Here is a 17,158-nt window from a genome sequence, read left to right as displayed (position 1 = left end):
GTTTTGTTAGACGTTTTGCTGACATTGGGTTCGCTCTGTGCTTTGCCTGCCTGGTTTTTCAGCGATTGATATTACATTTTCTGCTGGTTGTTAATGTTATATTAACAAAATGTACACTTAAGCTAGCAGCGAAAAGCGGTAGTGTCTCAGTTTGAATAGGCCACTATTTTGATATTTAGGAATTATTTAATAAAAGTAGTATTCTTTTGAATCAATTAAGAAAGGGAAAACAACATAGCCTAACAGATTCTATTAAAATACATAACCGTTCTGATCTATTCCAATCATTTCACGGCCCCCTGCGTAGCAGGTATTTTAGCTTTAATCTTGGCTATGTTGCTTTCCCTTTTAAGTTATTTTTAGGCGTCAATCATATAATCAGAAAATAAATATGAAATGCCGAAATATTTAAAGAGAAAAGTTAAATGGAAAACAAAGAAAAGGAATTACAGTCTGAGATTTTAAAATTATGGAATGAATTATATTCAGATTTTCTTGAAAAGGCGAAAACTCTTAATGCAAAATATGAAGCAGAAAGTAGTGGTGGATATAATATACGCATACGTGATGAAATCAACCGTTGTATAGGTTTAACAGGACTTCGATTAAGGATTGAAGAAGATCATCCGCAGGAATATTACTTATGAGCTATTTTTCATAAGGTTTTCCTACTACTGCTTCCCAATTACTACTTAACTCATTTGCAAACATTCTTTCGATTTTTGCATAACACTTTTTTGCAACATCGAACAGATCATTTTGGGCTTTTAAGGGTTCCGTATCAGGTTTCCAAAGAGTAGTATTAGGTAAATAATAGACCGTATCTTGATATACAAAATGATCATCATAGCCCAAAGTCTTCATACCATTCTTTACTTCATCATTTTTAGGGTTAAGGGGATTGTATTCAACATCATAAGTAATAATAGCATCCATAGTATAAGTGTTGAGGTTAATAATAAATGAATTTAGTGATTTAATGACTAAAGATTGTTAATTCAGGATAGAATATTGGGTAGGGAGATTAGCAATATCCTGAATTTTCCATGGCTTTTTTGATAGTTTAGCTTCCATTGCAGGCGTAACCCTTAAAGTTGAATGGATTCTAGCAAAGTTATAATATACAAAGTGAAGGGCTACAGCAAAACAGTGATTTTCCACCTTTTTTGAGAATCCGTTAGTTTTTCTAGTAAACCTCTTGATTCCTGTTCTCATAGTTAAATTCTGCCTTTCAACATGGCTAGTAGTCACTTTCGCTAAATCTGGTTTTCCAGAAATTACCCTTTTTTCTGCACCGATATACCGTTCTCTTTTATCTGGTTTACCATCTTTATTTAGTGATTCCGTGCTGTATTGCTTCACTAATTGAGCAAAATGAACCTTACCCCCAAAAGAATCTGCAACAGCTTCTATATAGGGCTTAAAACCATCCGTAGTAAGTTGTGTAATGGATTTAAGACGGCTCCATAAATCATTCATAAATAGGTTTGTTGATGTTTGATTTCTCAGCCCTACAAGAAAAGATATTATAAGTTTGGTATCGGGATCAATTGCGGTAAAAGTCCACACATCGCCAGAATAGCCATTGACGTGAGTTTTGTTTCTTTCTTTGGCATATACGAAAGACCAAATTTCATCGCATTGAACACGTTTGCATTTGAGATTGACTACAGTTTCGCTATGGAATTTGTAACAAGCTTTACCAACATCTACAAGCAATTTTGTTACGGTATTAATTGAAACATCTGCTATTCTGGAACATGCTCTAAGGCTATTTCCTTCAACAAGTAATTGAAGGATATGACAACGTTTTTGGAGGGGTAATTTATTCAATCATTGAGGTCGTTTGATACATGTAAAATTACCGATTCATAAGCAAACTAATTATCATATTTCTTCAATAAAAACGGCTCTTTGAATTGTTTCTTTGGCTATTTTCTGAAAGGGATAAAAATTTCAATTCATTTATCCCTATTTAAAGAATATAAAGTTAATAACAATGGAAGATAATTCTAGTATATACATTCAGGGTAGATTATACAATCCTCTTGCATTAAATGACGAGAAAGATATACTTGTTATCAATACTCCAAATGGGGAAGCTAGATTCACACTACAAAGGTTAATAATTCTGGCAAAAAGATATGGAGATTCTTTCCATTCCTCTTTGGTAATTAATGGTGAAAATGTTTTAATCAGTAAAATTTAATTCGATGGATGCAAAAGTTGAAATGCAAAAGCACTTAATTGATGTTGCTATAAGACTATTAGAAAAAGGGTATTGGCACACAAAAGAAGATGGTATTACATACAAACTCAACTTATCGGTACCTAATATTGCCTTTCTTTATGAATTTTTAAGAACAGAAATTAGATTAGAGGAACTACTATCAGGAATCTGAAGCCAGAGTGAGTTTATCTTCAGAATAGTCTGTAACATCACCATTGGGAAGTTCGCAGTCATAGGAATACCTTAGAAACACATGCCTATTTTTCTGAATTGAAAATTGCATATCTCTACGTACTTTCTTTACAATCATAATATTCTCGTTTTTCACAAAGGTTGATTTAACCTTTTGTCCAACCTTATATTTAGGTTCATGAGTACTGATTATGAGAACTTGTTTATCAGGTCTAGTAGAGTAATTAACATAAATAGGAAAGTCGGGGTCATCATCAATTTCAATTGTTACATTTTCAAAATTGTCATAAGGGGTAGGTAATTGTTTGTCAAATTTCCTATAATTTGATAAAATTATTTTGAAATGTTTTGGAAGTGTATCTGATTCAATAATATAATCAGCAACAATATCATTCTCATTATAAATCACACTATCTATAAAACGAAAATCATAAGGTCCAAATGGCGGTTGTACTGTGAATTTAAACTTAGATTCCAGTTTTTCCTTTAGCTGTTCAGGGGTCATAAAATCAATTTAGGAATGTTTTGTTTTTTGGGGTGTTACAAAGAAATGTCAGGGAATCCAGAAGCATTCCAATTAGTAATAGTTGAACGTCTTATAACATTAACATCTGTACGTTCACGATCAGCATAGTGAACATCATAAACTTCGAAAACATAGCCTATTCCATCAATATCAAGAACCACCTTATCTCCTTTTGTAGGAATTGATGATAGTTCAAGTGATTGAAGAAATCGAAAATGCCGCTTATCTTCATCAAACTCCATTATTGCTACCTTTGCCATTTTACTGGTTTTTTAGTGGATTAAAATAATATTGTATTAAGTAATTTAATAAATTTTTTTCAAAAAAAAAGCCGTTAAATTAATAACGGCTTGAATATTCACATCATTAATTAAGCCTAAAAAAGGAGCATGACGTACAAAGCTCTCATGCTCCTTTATCGTTAAGCCTTATTATATTGCAATTCATCAGCTTCGTCAGAAAGCTTTTTGTACCTATTCCACGAATATACACCTATAGCTATCCAAAATATTACAGAAAGAGAGGCTAAATATTCACCAGATATTAACGCTATCACTGGAACCAAGCAAAGAAGAAAACAGAAATAACTAAACTGCTTCCAATTTTTAGCTTTTCTTATTAGTTTGTCATAACGTGCTTGCCTTAGTAATTGTTTTCGGATATTAGAATTTGAGTTGGTTATTTTTGATTGTTTTTGGGTAATGCCATTCTTAATTTCTGTTTCATAATTAGCGACACTATCCTTAAAGTTATTCAATTCGGAATGGCTTTGAATAAATAAAAGGACATGAGTTTTTATCTGCTCAATCAATACTAAAATATATTGTTCATTAGAATCTATTTTTTCGTTGTCGGAGAAATAATAGGCATGAAGAATATGGATCATTTCTAAACTTTTCCTCAAAACAAAATCATCTACATCAATAGGTGTTTCACGATTACCTTCTTTAGCTCTTTTAAAACAATCAAAAATTTGATCAATAGTCAAATCTGAATTAAATAATAAAAGCCTATATTTTACTAAACCTAAACCACACCAAGCTGTAGAAGAATTTGGATATTCTTGAAGTATAGAAATATATTTACTTTCAGCAGCAGTATAATGTTTATCCAAAAATTCCAAATGTGCTGATTCCAATTCAGAGAACAGATTATCATTCATAAATAAAGGGTTGAACTAAAAATGAGAAAAAAATAGCCGGGATGTAACTCCCGGCCCCTATTTAATTAACCTTTGAAACAGTTCTAACACTAGCATCGGGGTATTGGGCTTCTGCAATCCTTCGGGCTTCTGTGTCGGTTGAGGCTTCAATGATTGGCGTAATAGTACGAGAAGCACCGTGTTTGTCCTTAATCACTACCATTACGGAGAATTTGTGTGTTTGCGCCATAGATATTGAGGTTTTTATTTCTACAATAATACGACTGTTGTCTTAAAAGACAACAATTGAGACGGAAAATTATCACAATTTTCTGCCTATGGTGCCAGAGGACGACAAAAAAGTATTTATTGAAATAGGAAAACGTGTAAAATCTCTTAGAGAATCTAAGGGGTTAAGCCTACGCCAATTAGCAGCTATATGTGATGTAGATCATGCTAAAATACACGCTCTTGAAGCTGGAAAACTCAATTTCACCTTCTCTACCCTTATCAAGATAGCTAAAGGACTAGAAACACAAGTTGGCGATTTTATTAAATCTTAGTATTAAAATGAACTTACCAATGACTTTCATTAAATACCCCTATTTAAAGTTGGTAGAAATAAAAAAAAATACTAATTTTATTAGCAATAATTCAAATTTATAAATCTAATTAACATATAATATAATGCCAAATGAAGTTAACATAACAGATTATTCAAATTTTGTTATTTACTTTTTGAATGCAAAAGGAGTTGAAATAACCCCTTTAAAACTTCAAAAGGTATTGTACTATACTCAAGCATGGCATTTAGTCTTTTTTGATAAACATCCACTTTTCAACGAAGTGCCAGAAGCATGGGTCAATGGTCCAGTTTATCGCACCATTTATACTAAATATTCAAAGAGTTGGTTCAAGAACAATGCCCTGATTCCGGAACTTCCTGAAGGTGCGAAATTTCTTGATGTTGCCAATGAAATGTTAGATACTTTACACTTAGATGAGAAACAAACGTCCTTCGTGAATGCAATACTTACCAAATATGGTTTTATGGAGCCGGAAAGGCTTGTATATTTAACTCATGCCGAATTACCGTGGAATGAAGCAAGAAGTGGTGTTGGCTTATTGGAGCGAAGCAATAAGGAAATCTCTTTAGATACAATGTATTCCTATTATAAATCAAGAGTAGAAAAAAATGGATGATTTTTTTCGTTCAATTATTGAAGATATTAATGAAGAAGAACTATCTCTTAAATTTAAGGTCGGCCAATTTGATCCTCAATTAATAAAAATTTCAACTGATCAAACGCCATTCTTTGCCTATGACTATTTGAATTTTAAAATTGAAGAATTTAGTTTTCATCATCTTGATTTTCTCCATGAGGATTACAAAATCTATTTTTCCCAAGTTAAAAAAATATCTAAAATTCCTTTGAATGATTTGATTAATTATCACAAGCATTCAGAGCATTTTCATATTAGCCCACCTAATTCTAGGATGAGAGAACTTTTAAAGGAAATTTTTAATAAAAGCAGATTAAGGCCAGAGGAAACACCTGATGTTGGTCAATTTCATTTGTATACTCCTAATGATGGAAGTAATAAGGCTCCACGAATCCACTTTTTTGTTGGACCGTTAGCTGTTTTTTATATTATACTTTATGATCCATATCATCAGATCTACCCAATAAAGAAGGTTTAGCAAATGTAATTACTGGTAATTTTAATTAATTAACCTTCTTTTTTGAAGGCTTTTTTACAGGAACGGGTTTTTCAATAGCTTTTTCTTGATCTGTAGCTTTATCTACAATCATTTTGGCTATCTGGTTTATATCCATTTTTGATACTGTTTTCTTTCTCACTCCCAAATTTAAGAAATTTTGCTCAAATCAAAGCCTCTGCTGGACTTGATTTGAAACTGAGACACTACCCGAAAAGCTAATATTTTTTCTAATCGCTAAAAAGGTGTACATTTGCGTGCAATTATTTTTTAACTGATTAATAGTTGCATCATGCCTTCGGGAAAATCTAAACCCAAATTTGTAGCTGACGGACTTACATTTGATGATGTGCTCCTGGTACCGGCCTACTCTGAAGTTCTGCCTAAAGAAGTAAATCTCTCTACGCAATTAACAAAAAACATACGTCTGAATATACCAATGGTATCTGCAGCGATGGATACTGTTACAGAAGCCACGCTGGCGATTGCATTAGCGAGAGAGGGTGGAATAGGTATTCTCCACAAGAACATGAGCATCGAACGCCAGGCCGAGATGGTAAGACGTGTGAAGCGTAGCGAAAGTGGTATGATCATGGATCCCGTTACCCTTAAAGGGGACGCCACTATTGGTGAAGCGCTGAGGCTCATGAAGGAAAACGGCATCGGTGGTATTCCCATTATCGACGATCACACCAAGCTTGTAGGCATTCTCACCAACAGGGACTTACGGTTTGAAAAGAATAAAAAGCGCCTGGTAAAAGACGTGATGACCAGTGAAAACCTGATCACCGCTCCGGAAGGCACCGACCTCAAAAAGGCGGAAAAAATTCTCCAGCAATATAAGATTGAAAAATTACCGGTTGTTAACAAACAGGGTAAACTGGCGGGGCTGATCACTTATCGTGATATCCTCCAGCTGACCAGCTATCCAAACGCGGTAAAGGACGAATTTGGTCGTTTACTTGTTGGGGCAGCACTCGGTATCACCGCAGATCTGCTGGATCGGGCACAGGCACTTATCAATGTAGGTGTGGATGTAGTTTGCCTGGACAGCTCCCATGGTCATTCCATCGCTGTATTAAACAACCTGAAGAAATTAAAGAAAGCATTTCCAAAACTGCAGGTGATTGCCGGTAACGTAGCTACCGCAGAAGGTGCGCTGGCACTGGCGCAGGCGGGTGCAGATGCTGTAAAGGTGGGTGTAGGACCAGGTTCAATCTGTACCACCCGTATCGTAACAGGTGCTGGTTTTCCACAGTTATCCGCTGTAATGGAAGCTGCTGACGCATTGAAGAAACTGGGTATCCCGGTAATTGCTGATGGTGGTATCCGCTATACCGGGGATATGGTAAAGGCCCTCGCCGCGGGTGCATCTACCATTATGGCCGGATCTATCTTTGCCGGTGTGGAAGAAAGCCCCGGGGAAACCATCATCTACGAAGGACGTAAATTTAAATCCTATCGTGGTATGGGTTCTATTGAAGCGATGCAGGAAGGTAGTAAAGACCGTTACTTCCAGGATGAAGATGATATTAAGAAATTGGTTCCGGAAGGTATCGTTGGCCGTGTTCCTTACAAAGGTATGTTGTCTGAAATAGTACAGCAATTTGTAGGCGGTTTACGCGCTGGTATGGGTCTTACCGGTTCTAAAGATATCAAAGCACTGCAGGGTGCGCAGTTTGTAAAAATCACAGCTGCTACTGTAAAGGAAAACCACCCGCACGATGTGGTGATCACCAAGGAAGCACCCAACTATAGCAGATAAAAAAATTACGAATTAGGAATTACGAATTACGTGTAAAAGTGAAGTTGTAATAATAATTCTAAATTAACGCCTGGTACTTTGGTGCCGGGCGTTTTTGTTTTCAGGTATTACGCGCTTATCTTCGCTATGTTCCGTAATTCGTAATTTGTAATTCGTAATTTTTAAATGAAGAAGCCTTACCTGTTGTTAAGTATGCTGAGTGGCCTGATACTCTGGCTTTCCTGGCCCACCATGCCGCTTACGCCGCTTATTTTCATTGCACTTACACCATTGCTGTATATCAGTGAAAAGGTGCAAAACCGCTGGAAATATTTTGGTCTTATCTTCGGAACTTTCCTGGTATGGAATGTGGCTTCCACCTGGTGGGTGGGTAATACCACGCTGCCGCTAAGCGGCGTATTTGCCAACTGTTTCAACGCCCTGCTCATGAGTATTCCATGGCTGGCATTTAAAAATAGCCGGAGAAAATTGCCGGAACCCGTCGCTTATTTTGCCCTCATCGTATATTGGTTAACGTTTGAATATATTCACCAGACCTGGGAATTCAGCTGGCCCTGGCTGGTGCTCGGCCATGCCTTTGCCCTGCGGCCGGGATGGATACAATGGTATGAATTTACCGGCACCAGTGGCGGCACCTGCTGGGTGCTGTGCGCCAACATCCTGATTTACAATGTGTGGAAACGTGCCAGGCTATACGATTTTTCATGGAAACAGGTACTGCGTGAAATCTGGAAACCGGCATTGGTAATAGGCGTACCGCTGATCATCTCCGCGTTTACCAGCCCCACTCCGGATGATCCCGCACGCAAAACGGAAGTAGTGATTGTGCAGCCCAATATAGATCCGTATGATGAAAAGTTCAGCGCCGGATCCGCCATGGAACAACTGGGCAAATTGCTGCGCCTTACACAGGAAAAAGCGGACAGCAACACCCGTTATATCATCTGGCCGGAAACTGCATTGTTTCCGCAGGGCGCCTGGGAACATGAACTAAACTATCAACCGGAAGTAATGGCCATCCGGGACATGCTCCGCAAATGTCCCAAAGCCAGATTAATCAGCGGCGCCGCTACCATGAAACTTTACAACGGCACCGACGAAATACCTCCAACCGCCAGAACATTGAATGATGGCAGTCGCTGGGATGCCTATAACAGCGCTATACAGATAGATACTTCTCACAGCATACAGATATACCATAAGTATGAACTGGTGCCCGGTGCAGAACTGGTGCCCTATGTGCGCTACTTATCGTTTATGCAAAGTGTGGCGCTGGATTTCGGCGGTATTTCGGGCAGCTACGGACGTATGCCTGGTGTGGAACTGTTTACCAACCCGGCAGACAGCATCAATGTATTCCCCGTAATATGCTATGAGTCAGTATTCAGTAACTATATGGCCACGCATATTAAACCTGGTGCTAATCTATTAGTCATTATTACCAATGACGGGTGGTGGGGAAATACAGAAGGGCACCGGCAGCACCTGCAATACGCCAGGATACGGGCAATTGAAACCCGCCGCTGGATTGCCCGCTGCGCAAATACCGGAATATCAGCCGTTATTGACCCCGCAGGCAATATTTATCAGCCGCAACCCTACTGGCAGGAAGCTGTTTTTAAAGCAAGTGTAACACCAAGGACCGGGAATACGTTCTATGTAAAAAATGGCGACCTCGTGTCGAAAGCAGCATTAATATTTTGTATCTTGTTTCTGGTACATGCTTTTATTTCACGATTTATTCCCGGTTTAAAACATGCGGAAATCAATCAATAACGGAAACATCACCTGGCTGGATGAAGGGCAAGGTGCAACGATAGTATTTATTCATGGCTTTGCAGAAAATTCAGGCATCTGGGATCAACAGGCAACACAACTGAAAACAAGTTACCACGTTATCATTCCAGACTTACCGGGAACAGCAGCGACACCACTTTCTACGCCACTCACCATCGAATCTATGGCGGAGTACGTATATGCCATACTGTTAGCCGAAAACATCAGTAATGCAGTAATTATAGGCCACTCTATGGGAGGCTACATTGCATTGGCGCTGGCGGAAAAATATCCCTCCCTGATAAAAGGCCTGGGACTTTTCCATTCCACCGCCAAAGCAGACAGCGAAGAGAAAAAAGAAGGCCGGCGCAAATCCATTAAACTGATGGAACAATACGGTGCTGAAACATTTTTAAGGCAAACATTGCCTAATATGTTCAGTCCCGTTACCAAAAGTAAACTGCCTGCAGCAGTAGATGCATATGTAAAAATGGGCATGCAGTGCGAGCTTCCGGCGCTGATAGCCTATTACGAAGCAATGGCTGCCAGACCGGACAGAACAGCCGTACTGAAAACAATACAGGTACCCGTGTTATTCATGATCGGGAAAGACGATAATGCAGTACCGTTAGATAACGTGTTACCGCAGATAACTTTACCCCGCGTCAGCAGCATACATATTTTTGAAAATGTGGGTCATATGGGTATGTGGGAAATACCAACTGAGAGTAATGTGATATTGGAACAGTTTATAGCCTTTTGTCAACTATAATCAAAAAAAACCGCTTGTTGTGAAAAAACTGCTTGTCATCCTGCTATGCATGGTGTGCGCCCTGGCGGCGCAAGCCAGCCATATCATAGGCGGACAGGTATATTACAAGTTCGTAAGCCGTACTGGCAACTCGCTCACCTACACCATCTCCCTCAAACTATACCGTATTTGCACAAACGGACCCAGGATCGCCAAAATGCCTGATGCCGTATACCTCTCCGCTTTCGACAAAAGCAATTATGGCAAACTGGCCGATTATAAAATAAGCCGTACTTCATTTGAGGAAAAAAACCTGGGACAGATAGATCCCTGTATTATGAATCCTCCAACCATCTGTTACCAGATAGGCACCTATACCACCACCGTTACCATACCCGCTAACAACGAAGGCTACACCATCGCCTTTCAAAGCTGCTGCCGTGATCCGTTCATGCTGAATGTAGTGGCAGAACCCATTCCTGATGGCAGCGGAGACCTTGGTACCGGCGCTACCTATTATATCGACATTCCCGGGCAAAATGTAAACGCACAGCAAAACTCCAGCCCGATGTTTAATAAAGAAGAAGCTACACTGGTATGCGCCGATAAAAAGTTCACCTACGATTTTTCCGCTTCAGATGCCGACGGCGATTCCCTTGCCTACGAGTTTTGCGACGCCTACAAAGGCGGGCGCCTTACCGGGGAAGACAATGTTCCACCGGCAGCATCGAACCCTCCGTATAATTTTGTGGTGTATAAATCGCCGTTCGACGGGCAACATCCGCTGGGCGCCAATGTGACCATTAACCCGAAAACAGGTATCATTTCAGGTATTGCGCCCGCAGCCGGAAAATACGTAGTGACGGTATGTGTTAAGGAATACCGCAAAGGAGTACAAATAAGTACGCTGCGTAAAGACTTCCATATCAATGTTACCACCTGCGTAAAACAGGTTACGGCAGCTATGCCGGATAAGTATAATGACTGTTCCAGTTTGACCATCACCTTTACCAATAACAGCACACTGGGAAAACCTTATTACTGGGAATTTGGAGATGGCACCTCGTTCAGCACCAACAGCACCGCGCCCTTCACCCACACCTATGCAAAACAGGGCCTGTACACCGTAAAAATGTGGGTTGATAAGAATAGCAATTGCGGCGATAGTGCTACGGCACTCGTATATGCCTACCCGGTATTTAAAGCAGCGTTTACCGCTGCAGGTCTTTGTTCGAATAAGGAAACAAAATTTAATTCCGGTGCTACCCGCTCGGATGCCGGTGGCATTGAATATTATAAATGGGATTTTAATACCGGTAACGCCGGCGACACTTCCAATGCTGCCAATCCCAACTGGTCCTACAAAACAGCAGGCACCTATAATGTAAAACTTTACATGCGGAACAATAAGGGCTGTGAGCAAACAATTACCAATGCCATCACCATTTATGACAAACCACCATTTACGGCTACAGCAGATACGTTGCTCTGTATAAAAGACAGCTTGCACATGTGGGCCAACAGCCCCTTACCCGGTAAATTTAACTGGACACCGGACAACTACTTCATCCTGAATCCCAACACACCGGATCCCATTGTATTTCCCCCACGCAAAACTACTTACAAGGTAACTTTTGTTGATAACCAGGGCTGTATCAATGATAAAGATATTTTGGTAGATGTAAGAGATACCATCCACGTAAAAACCATTGCCGACAGCACGGTATGTACCGGTGATGAAGTTCATTTAGGAACTGAAGCAGATGGCTTATATACCTATCGCTGGACCGACCTCGATCAGGGCACGGTGATCTCTTTTAACCCGGATGTATATGTGATACCGCCGCCACCGAAACGTTCTTACGAGGTGCAGGTGGCGCTTGGTAAATGTCGTTCGACCGACACCGTTAGTCTTAAAGTGGTAGACCCTCCCAAACCAACTGCTGCGCCAGACACCACTGTTTGTTTTGGTGTTCCGCTGACATTAAGAGCTACAGGAGGCGCCTATTACCGCTGGTCACCGACGTTTTATGTAGACAATGCGTCGGCGCCGGTTACATTGGCCCGTCCTCCGGATACCACTTTGTTTACCGTAACTGTAACGGATACATTGGGATGTCCTAAACCGGTAACAGCTACCGCACTGGTAAAAGTGGTACCCAAAGTGAACGCTTTTGCCGGAAATGACACCATTATCATGTTGAACACGCCTTTCCAGCTCAATGCTACAGGAGGGGTGCGCTATTCCTGGTCGCCGCCCGACGGACTTAACAACCGGAATATCTACAACCCGGTGACGACCTATAATCATGACATTACGTATACCGTTACCGCCTATACGCAGGAAGGTTGCCCCGGTACCGACAACATTTTTGTTCGCTTTATTAAAGGCCCGGATATTTATATACCTAACGCATTCTCTCCCAATGGCGATGGCCTGAACGATATTTTCCGTCCCTTACCGGTAGGTATTGTAACGATGGAATTTTTCCGGGTGTTTGACCGGTGGGGCAAGCTGGTGTATGCTACCACCGCCTATCTCAAAGGATGGGATGGTACCGTAAATGGTCAGAATGCCGCAGTAGGTACCTATGTTTGGGTAGTCCAGGGAAAGGATGTTAACAACAATACCGTTCAGCGTAAAGGCACTGTAACACTCGTAAGATAAAGTTGTCCCGATTGAACCGTATCTGCTCTTTTTGTGTTAACTTAATAGAGCAGTCCCCCTATCATGAAGAGAGCAGCATTACTGGTGTTGAGCTGTTGCCTTTTCCCTATTTTCGCAGCTGGATACCATATCATTGGTGGCGAAATTTTTTATAAAACATTAGGAATGAGTGGAGATAACACACGCTACCGTTATCTCATCACCCTCAAGTTATACCGCGACGCAGATTTCACCTGTGGCGAACGTCAAGGTTGTATCGACAGATTTGAGAACCCGGTTACAGCTAACGTATTTACTTCCAATGGTTCCAAAGTTTTATCTTCTGTATACCTCTATATTTCCCAAACCCGCCCGCTTATCGATACACTTAAAAATCCTTGTCTGGCGCCAAAATCGCAACACCTGGAAGTTGCTTTTTATACCGCTGAGATAGAGCTGGCGCCGGTAGCGGGAGGTTATTATGTGGCCTCTCAACGTTGCTGCCGCGGTGAAAGCCTGAGCAATATCTATGATTCAGAACATGAAGGATCTACTTATTACACCGTGATTCCCGGCACGGAATCAAGACCTAATAATAACAGCGCCTATTTTAATAAAGATACCGCCATTATTATTTGCAATGCAATGCCTTTTACGCTCAATTATGCCGCCTATGATGAGGATGGAGATAGTCTTACCTATAATCTCTGCAGCGCATTAACGGATGGTTCCAACGCCAACGAAAGCAATTCTACTACTCCACCTCCTTATAATTCTACGGTACGGTATATTCCGCCTTATTCCGGCAACAATCCGCTGGGAGGCAACCCGGGCATCTTCATTTCCGACAAAGGCATGATTACCTGTACCCCTAACCTGCCAGGCCGTTATGTGGTAACGGTGTGCGTGAATGAGTATGATCCGGTTACCAAACAATTCCTCGGTACGCATAGCAAGGATATACTGCTGACCGTATATAACTGTCAGACGAAAATTACCGCCACCTTCCCATCTGTGTTGAACAACTGTACAGATGATCCGGCCCTGCAGGTTCCGATCACTAACTCCAGCGTAGCCGGCTTCACGTCTACCTATTACTGGACCTTTGGCGATGGATCCGATACATTAACCAACAGCAAAACCATGTTTTACCACCAGTATCCGGATACCGGCGTATACAAAGTTAAAATGGTGGTTAACCCGGGGCTTGCCTGTACGGACAGCGCAGTGGGTGAAATACGTAATTATCCCGGGTTAAAAGTAGGCTTTACCTCCTCGGGAATTTGTAAAGGGGACCCTATACAGTTTAATGATACGTCTTCCTACCGGTATGGAAATATTACTTCGCACGTATGGGACCTGGGTACAACCGACAGTGTGGTTACCCCCGGCATACAACGATCGCTGCAGCATACCTTTACTAAAGGCGACGTATATACGATTTCACTGACGGTACAAACGGATAAGGAATGCGAAAAAACCGTCACCAAAAATATAAGGGTATATGAAGTAAACCCTTACGCCGGTAACGATACCATACTCGCCCGGGGACAGCCATTGGAGATGCAGGGAAGTGGTGGTGAGTTTTATTCCTGGAGTCCGTCAGACGGATTGAGCAATCCTTCCATTGCCAACCCGGTATTGCGCTACAACCGTGATATTGCTTTCAGGTTACGGGTATCCAATCAGCAGGGATGTTTTGGTTATGCTACCATCAGTGTGAAATATTACACCGGGCCCGAAATGTATATCCCTAATGCCTTTACACCAAACGGCGATGGCCAGAACGATCGTTTCCGCTTTATCCCCGTGGGTATTACGACTTATAAATTCTTCCGCATATTTAACCGCTGGGGCGTGGAAATATATTCCTCCACCGACTTCCGGAATGGGTGGGACGGCACTTTCAAAGGAGCGCCTGCTCCTGTAGACACCTATATCTGGATATTACAGGGTACCGATTTTAACGGTCAGGAAATCATGAAAAAAGGAACCGTTACGCTGATCCGCTGATCCTTTGTAAATTGCACAAAAAAATTACATCTCATGGGTATTGTTCTTATCACCGGCGCAACAGCCGGTTTTGGTCAGGCTTGCGCTACTACGTATGCGGGTAAGGGTTATGATGTGATTATAACCGGAAGGCGGAAAGACAGACTGGATGCGTTTCAAACACAACTTACACAGGAATTCGGCGTCAATGTACTCGCCCTGAATTTTGATGTAAGAAAAGAAGAAGAAGTAAAAGCGGTATTAGGTACCATTCCGGAAGAATGGAGAAAAATCGATATCCTTGTCAACAATGCAGGGCTTGCCGCGGGGTTAAGTACCATCGATGAAGGCAGCACCAGCGACTGGGATGCCATGATAGACACCAATGTAAAAGGGCTGCTGTATGTATCACGCACCGTGATTCCCTGGATGCGTTCCCGTACCATGGGGCATATTATCAATATTGGCTCCACGGCTGCAAAACTCGTATACGCCAAAGGCAATGTATACTGTGCTACCAAAGCCGCTGTTGACGCTATTTCGCAGGGTATGCGGATCGACCTGTTACCTTATCGTATAAAGGTGACAGCTATTCATCCCGGCGCTGCAGAAACAGAATTTTCACTGGTGAGATTTAAGGGAGATGAAGATAAAGCCAAAGAAGTATATAAAGGATTTATTCCCTTAACAGCACAGGATGTAGCGGATGTAGTATATTATTGTACAACACTTCCGCCACACGTTTGCATTAATGACCTGGTAATGACGCCATTACAACAGGCCAATGCTTATTACATAGATAAAAAATAACACATAGGTGTGATTTCATGTCCAGGAGATAGTCTTTATATTTGGAAACATTTATATATTTTCTGCCTATATACTTGTTATGCCGGCAAAAAATCTATGCCAATGCAACTAAACTGACTAACTATCCTAAACTTGAAACCATATCCCTATGCTTACATTTATTACTATGTACTTGCTACGCCTGTACTATCCCTCGTGGAAAGAAGGATGGCGCCTTTATTTTGGCAGCTCCCGGAAGAGTAACTATGGTCGTTGGGCAACAACCCATAAAGATTGGGCCGGACAAAAAGGCTTTTCTTTGGGCTACAGCTGAGAAATTTTTTGATGTTGGGAGATAACTATTTTTTGAGACTATCCTTTCCAAAAAATAGTTACCTCCCAATTTTTTTCCGCTATTTCAAATTCAGTTGATCCACTACTACTTCGCTCCTGCTCCCATTCCGCCGCTTATAAGCCAGCAATGCCTTATCACCTTTCAACGCACTGATCACCGGAAAATTTGCATAGCTACTATCGTTAGTAAGAACACCTGCCTGTAAAGTTTTACCATCAGCCGCTTTATACTGAAATCCAACCCTGCTGTTAAAATCGGTCTTCCATTTTACCGGTTCATCCCATACTATCAACACCTGATCATTTACCGTAGTCATCTGCGGGTGCTTTGCCATTGGCGCTTTGCTTAATGGTTCCTTTTGCGTATAGGTGTTTCCGTTATCAACAGACCGGCAGTAAAAAGCCCCTTGCCCGCCACCCATGGTGAACCATGCAAAATGCAACCCGGTACTGTTGGCGGTCAGTGTTGGCCCGGTATGCGGACAGCCGTTCACCACCCAGTTATCGGCGCTGATACGGACGGGCGCAGAAAATGATTTACCTCCATCTGTGGAAACCTGGTGCACCATATCGCGGATAGAATCGTTAATGATATCCCGGTAAGCCAGGTGAATATCGCCGTTGCCAGCCACATATATTTTTGTACGGCAACACTGGCAGATAGTGGTGGCCACCGGCATAGCTGTCCCAAAACCTTCACGCTTCCTTGTAGCAGCAAAATACAACGTTGATCCTTCCTCGTTAGTTGTCTTCCGGTTATCCAGCCATATTGCCGCGGCCTCGCCACCAGGCAGCAAAGCCATATCAAAATAACGCTGATCATAACCGGCTGTATCTGTAACCAGCGGTATCGCTGCCTGCCAGGTTTTTCCGTTATCGAATGATTGGGTGTACATCACCTTACCGGCATATTTGTTTCGCGGATCATTGGCCTCCACACCGAATAACGCAATCACCATTCCGCCCGGTTTGAAGAGCAGCTTGGGTAGGTTTTCATCATGTGGAAAAACTCCTGCCGAAGCAGAAATAGCCAATGGTTTAGAAAACGTATGTCCGTTATCGTTAGATACAGCATAATACATCAAACCAGTGTCAGCGCTGCTATCTCTTTCTATCCAGCTAACTACGGGATTCCCCTGCTCATCCCTGGTAATAAAGGGACAGGATGCATCCTTTCCCGCCTCTGATATTACTATCGCTTCACCGGCCTGTAATTTGCCCTGACGGCAGGACAACATCATCATTAGCAGCATGGTTATTACTATACCTTTCATC

19 protein-coding genes are annotated in these 17,158 nt (G+C 41.5%); 12 read left to right on the top strand and 7 right to left on the bottom strand.

Features of this window, described 5'->3' with window-relative positions:
- Nucleotides 1–425: 425 nt before the first annotated feature.
- Nucleotides 426–647, top strand: coding sequence for a hypothetical protein (locus KE626_RS19300; RefSeq protein ID WP_211974566.1), 222 nt, complete (start codon nucleotides 426–428; stop codon nucleotides 645–647).
- 1 nt (nucleotide 648) lies between these two features.
- On the opposite strand, the gene KE626_RS19295 is transcribed toward KE626_RS19300, so the two are convergent.
- Both KE626_RS19295 and KE626_RS19290 read right to left on the bottom strand, forming a co-directional pair.
- Complete coding sequence (locus tag KE626_RS19295; RefSeq protein WP_211974565.1) at nucleotides 649–936, bottom strand: hypothetical protein; 288 nt, start codon at nucleotides 934–936, stop codon at nucleotides 649–651.
- Nucleotides 937–993: 57 nt separating this feature from the next.
- The gene (locus tag KE626_RS19290) at nucleotides 994–1,833 is read right to left on the bottom strand and encodes an IS1 family transposase (RefSeq protein ID WP_249207566.1); all 840 of its coding nucleotides are present in this window, start codon (nucleotides 1,831–1,833) and stop codon (nucleotides 994–996) included.
- A 380-nt stretch (nucleotides 1,834–2,213) separates the two neighbouring features.
- Between KE626_RS19290 and KE626_RS19285 the strand changes: the two genes are divergently transcribed.
- The gene (locus KE626_RS19285) at nucleotides 2,214–2,402 is read left to right on the top strand and encodes a hypothetical protein (RefSeq protein ID WP_211974564.1); all 189 of its coding nucleotides are present in this window, start codon (nucleotides 2,214–2,216) and stop codon (nucleotides 2,400–2,402) included.
- Here the strand turns inward: KE626_RS19285 and KE626_RS19280 are convergent.
- The 3 genes from KE626_RS19280 to KE626_RS19270 form a co-directional block, all read right to left on the bottom strand.
- A complete protein-coding gene (locus KE626_RS19280; RefSeq protein ID WP_211974563.1) occupies nucleotides 2,391–2,927 on the bottom strand; it encodes a hypothetical protein in 537 nt (178 codons plus the stop codon). The genes KE626_RS19285 and KE626_RS19280 overlap by 12 nt on opposite strands.
- A 35-nt stretch (nucleotides 2,928–2,962) precedes the next feature.
- On the bottom strand, nucleotides 2,963–3,208 hold the full coding sequence (locus tag KE626_RS19275) for a sortase family protein (RefSeq protein ID WP_211974562.1): 246 nt from the start codon (nucleotides 3,206–3,208) through the stop codon (nucleotides 2,963–2,965).
- Between the two features lie 161 nt (nucleotides 3,209–3,369).
- Nucleotides 3,370–4,110 (bottom strand): hypothetical protein, encoded by a 741-nt coding sequence (locus tag KE626_RS19270; RefSeq protein WP_211974561.1) that lies wholly within the window; start codon nucleotides 4,108–4,110, stop codon nucleotides 3,370–3,372.
- A gap of 317 nt (nucleotides 4,111–4,427) precedes the next feature.
- Here KE626_RS19270 and KE626_RS19265 point away from each other — a divergent pair, with 317 nt between their 5' ends.
- The 3 genes from KE626_RS19265 to KE626_RS19255 all read left to right on the top strand — a co-directional run bounded on the left by KE626_RS19265 (nucleotide 4,428) and on the right by KE626_RS19255 (nucleotide 5,791).
- Complete coding sequence (locus KE626_RS19265) at nucleotides 4,428–4,652, top strand: helix-turn-helix domain-containing protein (protein ID WP_211974560.1); 225 nt, start codon at nucleotides 4,428–4,430, stop codon at nucleotides 4,650–4,652.
- A gap of 124 nt (nucleotides 4,653–4,776) precedes the next feature.
- Nucleotides 4,777–5,292 (top strand): Panacea domain-containing protein, encoded by a 516-nt coding sequence (locus KE626_RS19260; RefSeq protein ID WP_211974559.1) that lies wholly within the window; start codon nucleotides 4,777–4,779, stop codon nucleotides 5,290–5,292.
- A complete protein-coding gene (locus KE626_RS19255) occupies nucleotides 5,285–5,791 on the top strand; it encodes a hypothetical protein (RefSeq protein WP_211974558.1) in 507 nt (168 codons plus the stop codon). The genes KE626_RS19260 and KE626_RS19255 overlap by 8 nt, the downstream gene beginning before the upstream one ends.
- 25 nt (nucleotides 5,792–5,816) lie before the next feature.
- Here the strand turns inward: KE626_RS19255 and KE626_RS34905 are convergent, their stop codons facing one another.
- Nucleotides 5,817–5,951 carry a hypothetical protein gene (locus tag KE626_RS34905; RefSeq protein ID WP_283093165.1) on the bottom strand — a complete coding sequence of 45 codons (135 nt, stop codon included), beginning with the start codon at nucleotides 5,949–5,951 and terminating at the stop codon, nucleotides 5,817–5,819.
- A gap of 150 nt (nucleotides 5,952–6,101) precedes the next feature.
- Between KE626_RS34905 and guaB the strand changes: the two genes are divergently transcribed.
- The 7 genes from guaB (at nucleotide 6,102) to KE626_RS19220 (ending at nucleotide 15,863) form a co-directional block, all read left to right on the top strand.
- Nucleotides 6,102–7,574 (top strand): IMP dehydrogenase, encoded by a 1,473-nt coding sequence (gene guaB, locus KE626_RS19250; protein WP_211974557.1) that lies wholly within the window; start codon nucleotides 6,102–6,104, stop codon nucleotides 7,572–7,574.
- 165 nt (nucleotides 7,575–7,739) lie between these two features.
- A complete protein-coding gene (gene lnt, locus KE626_RS19245; protein WP_211974556.1) occupies nucleotides 7,740–9,350 on the top strand; it encodes an apolipoprotein N-acyltransferase in 1,611 nt (536 codons plus the stop codon).
- Nucleotides 9,331–10,122 (top strand): alpha/beta fold hydrolase, encoded by a 792-nt coding sequence (locus KE626_RS19240; protein ID WP_211974555.1) that lies wholly within the window; start codon nucleotides 9,331–9,333, stop codon nucleotides 10,120–10,122. The genes lnt and KE626_RS19240 overlap by 20 nt, the downstream gene beginning before the upstream one ends.
- A gap of 19 nt (nucleotides 10,123–10,141) precedes the next feature.
- A complete protein-coding gene (locus KE626_RS19235; RefSeq protein WP_211974554.1) occupies nucleotides 10,142–12,769 on the top strand; it encodes a PKD domain-containing protein in 2,628 nt (875 codons plus the stop codon).
- Nucleotides 12,770–12,934: 165 nt separating this feature from the next.
- Nucleotides 12,935–14,761, top strand: coding sequence for a T9SS type B sorting domain-containing protein (locus KE626_RS19230; protein WP_211974553.1), 1,827 nt, complete (start codon nucleotides 12,935–12,937; stop codon nucleotides 14,759–14,761).
- A 33-nt stretch (nucleotides 14,762–14,794) separates the two neighbouring features.
- A complete protein-coding gene (locus tag KE626_RS19225) occupies nucleotides 14,795–15,550 on the top strand; it encodes an SDR family NAD(P)-dependent oxidoreductase (RefSeq protein WP_211974552.1) in 756 nt (251 codons plus the stop codon).
- A gap of 148 nt (nucleotides 15,551–15,698) precedes the next feature.
- Nucleotides 15,699–15,863, top strand: coding sequence for a hypothetical protein (locus tag KE626_RS19220; protein ID WP_211974551.1), 165 nt, complete (start codon nucleotides 15,699–15,701; stop codon nucleotides 15,861–15,863).
- A 79-nt stretch (nucleotides 15,864–15,942) separates the two neighbouring features.
- Here KE626_RS19220 and KE626_RS19215 read toward each other — a convergent pair whose 3' ends face one another.
- On the bottom strand, nucleotides 15,943–17,157 hold the full coding sequence (locus KE626_RS19215) for a sialidase family protein (RefSeq protein WP_211974550.1): 1,215 nt from the start codon (nucleotides 17,155–17,157) through the stop codon (nucleotides 15,943–15,945).
- Nucleotide 17,158 lies beyond the last annotated feature (1 nt).

Origin of the sequence: Chitinophaga hostae, assembly GCF_018224885.1 — a bacterium.
GTDB classification, from domain to species: Bacteria; Bacteroidota; Bacteroidia; order Chitinophagales; family Chitinophagaceae; genus Chitinophaga; species Chitinophaga hostae.
This window is presented reverse-complemented; position numbering and strand designations above follow the sequence as displayed.

What these genes read in the sequence shown, in the direction of transcription:
- KE626_RS19280 (WP_211974563.1), bottom strand. Translation starts at nt 2,927, where the DNA reads ATGACCCCTGAACAGCTAAAGGAAAAACTGGAATCTAAGTTTAAATTC.
- KE626_RS19215 (WP_211974550.1), bottom strand. Translation starts at nt 17,157, where the DNA reads ATGAAAGGTATAGTAATAACCATGCTGCTAATGATGATGTTGTCCTGC.
- KE626_RS19285 (WP_211974564.1), top strand. Translation starts at nt 2,214, where the DNA reads ATGGATGCAAAAGTTGAAATGCAAAAGCACTTAATTGATGTTGCTATA.
- guaB (WP_211974557.1), top strand. Translation starts at nt 6,102, where the DNA reads ATGCCTTCGGGAAAATCTAAACCCAAATTTGTAGCTGACGGACTTACA.
- KE626_RS19275 (WP_211974562.1), bottom strand. Translation starts at nt 3,208, where the DNA reads ATGGCAAAGGTAGCAATAATGGAGTTTGATGAAGATAAGCGGCATTTT.
- KE626_RS19265 (WP_211974560.1), top strand. Translation starts at nt 4,428, where the DNA reads ATGGTGCCAGAGGACGACAAAAAAGTATTTATTGAAATAGGAAAACGT.
- KE626_RS19230 (WP_211974553.1), top strand. Translation starts at nt 12,935, where the DNA reads ATGAGTGGAGATAACACACGCTACCGTTATCTCATCACCCTCAAGTTA.
- KE626_RS19220 (WP_211974551.1), top strand. Translation starts at nt 15,699, where the DNA reads ATGCTTACATTTATTACTATGTACTTGCTACGCCTGTACTATCCCTCG.
- lnt (WP_211974556.1), top strand. Translation starts at nt 7,740, where the DNA reads ATGAAGAAGCCTTACCTGTTGTTAAGTATGCTGAGTGGCCTGATACTC.
- KE626_RS19240 (WP_211974555.1), top strand. Translation starts at nt 9,331, where the DNA reads ATGCGGAAATCAATCAATAACGGAAACATCACCTGGCTGGATGAAGGG.
- KE626_RS19225 (WP_211974552.1), top strand. Translation starts at nt 14,795, where the DNA reads ATGGGTATTGTTCTTATCACCGGCGCAACAGCCGGTTTTGGTCAGGCT.
- KE626_RS19270 (WP_211974561.1), bottom strand. Translation starts at nt 4,110, where the DNA reads ATGAATGATAATCTGTTCTCTGAATTGGAATCAGCACATTTGGAATTT.
- KE626_RS19295 (WP_211974565.1), bottom strand. Translation starts at nt 936, where the DNA reads ATGGATGCTATTATTACTTATGATGTTGAATACAATCCCCTTAACCCT.
- KE626_RS19255 (WP_211974558.1), top strand. Translation starts at nt 5,285, where the DNA reads ATGGATGATTTTTTTCGTTCAATTATTGAAGATATTAATGAAGAAGAA.
- KE626_RS19300 (WP_211974566.1), top strand. Translation starts at nt 426, where the DNA reads ATGGAAAACAAAGAAAAGGAATTACAGTCTGAGATTTTAAAATTATGG.
- KE626_RS19260 (WP_211974559.1), top strand. Translation starts at nt 4,777, where the DNA reads ATGCCAAATGAAGTTAACATAACAGATTATTCAAATTTTGTTATTTAC.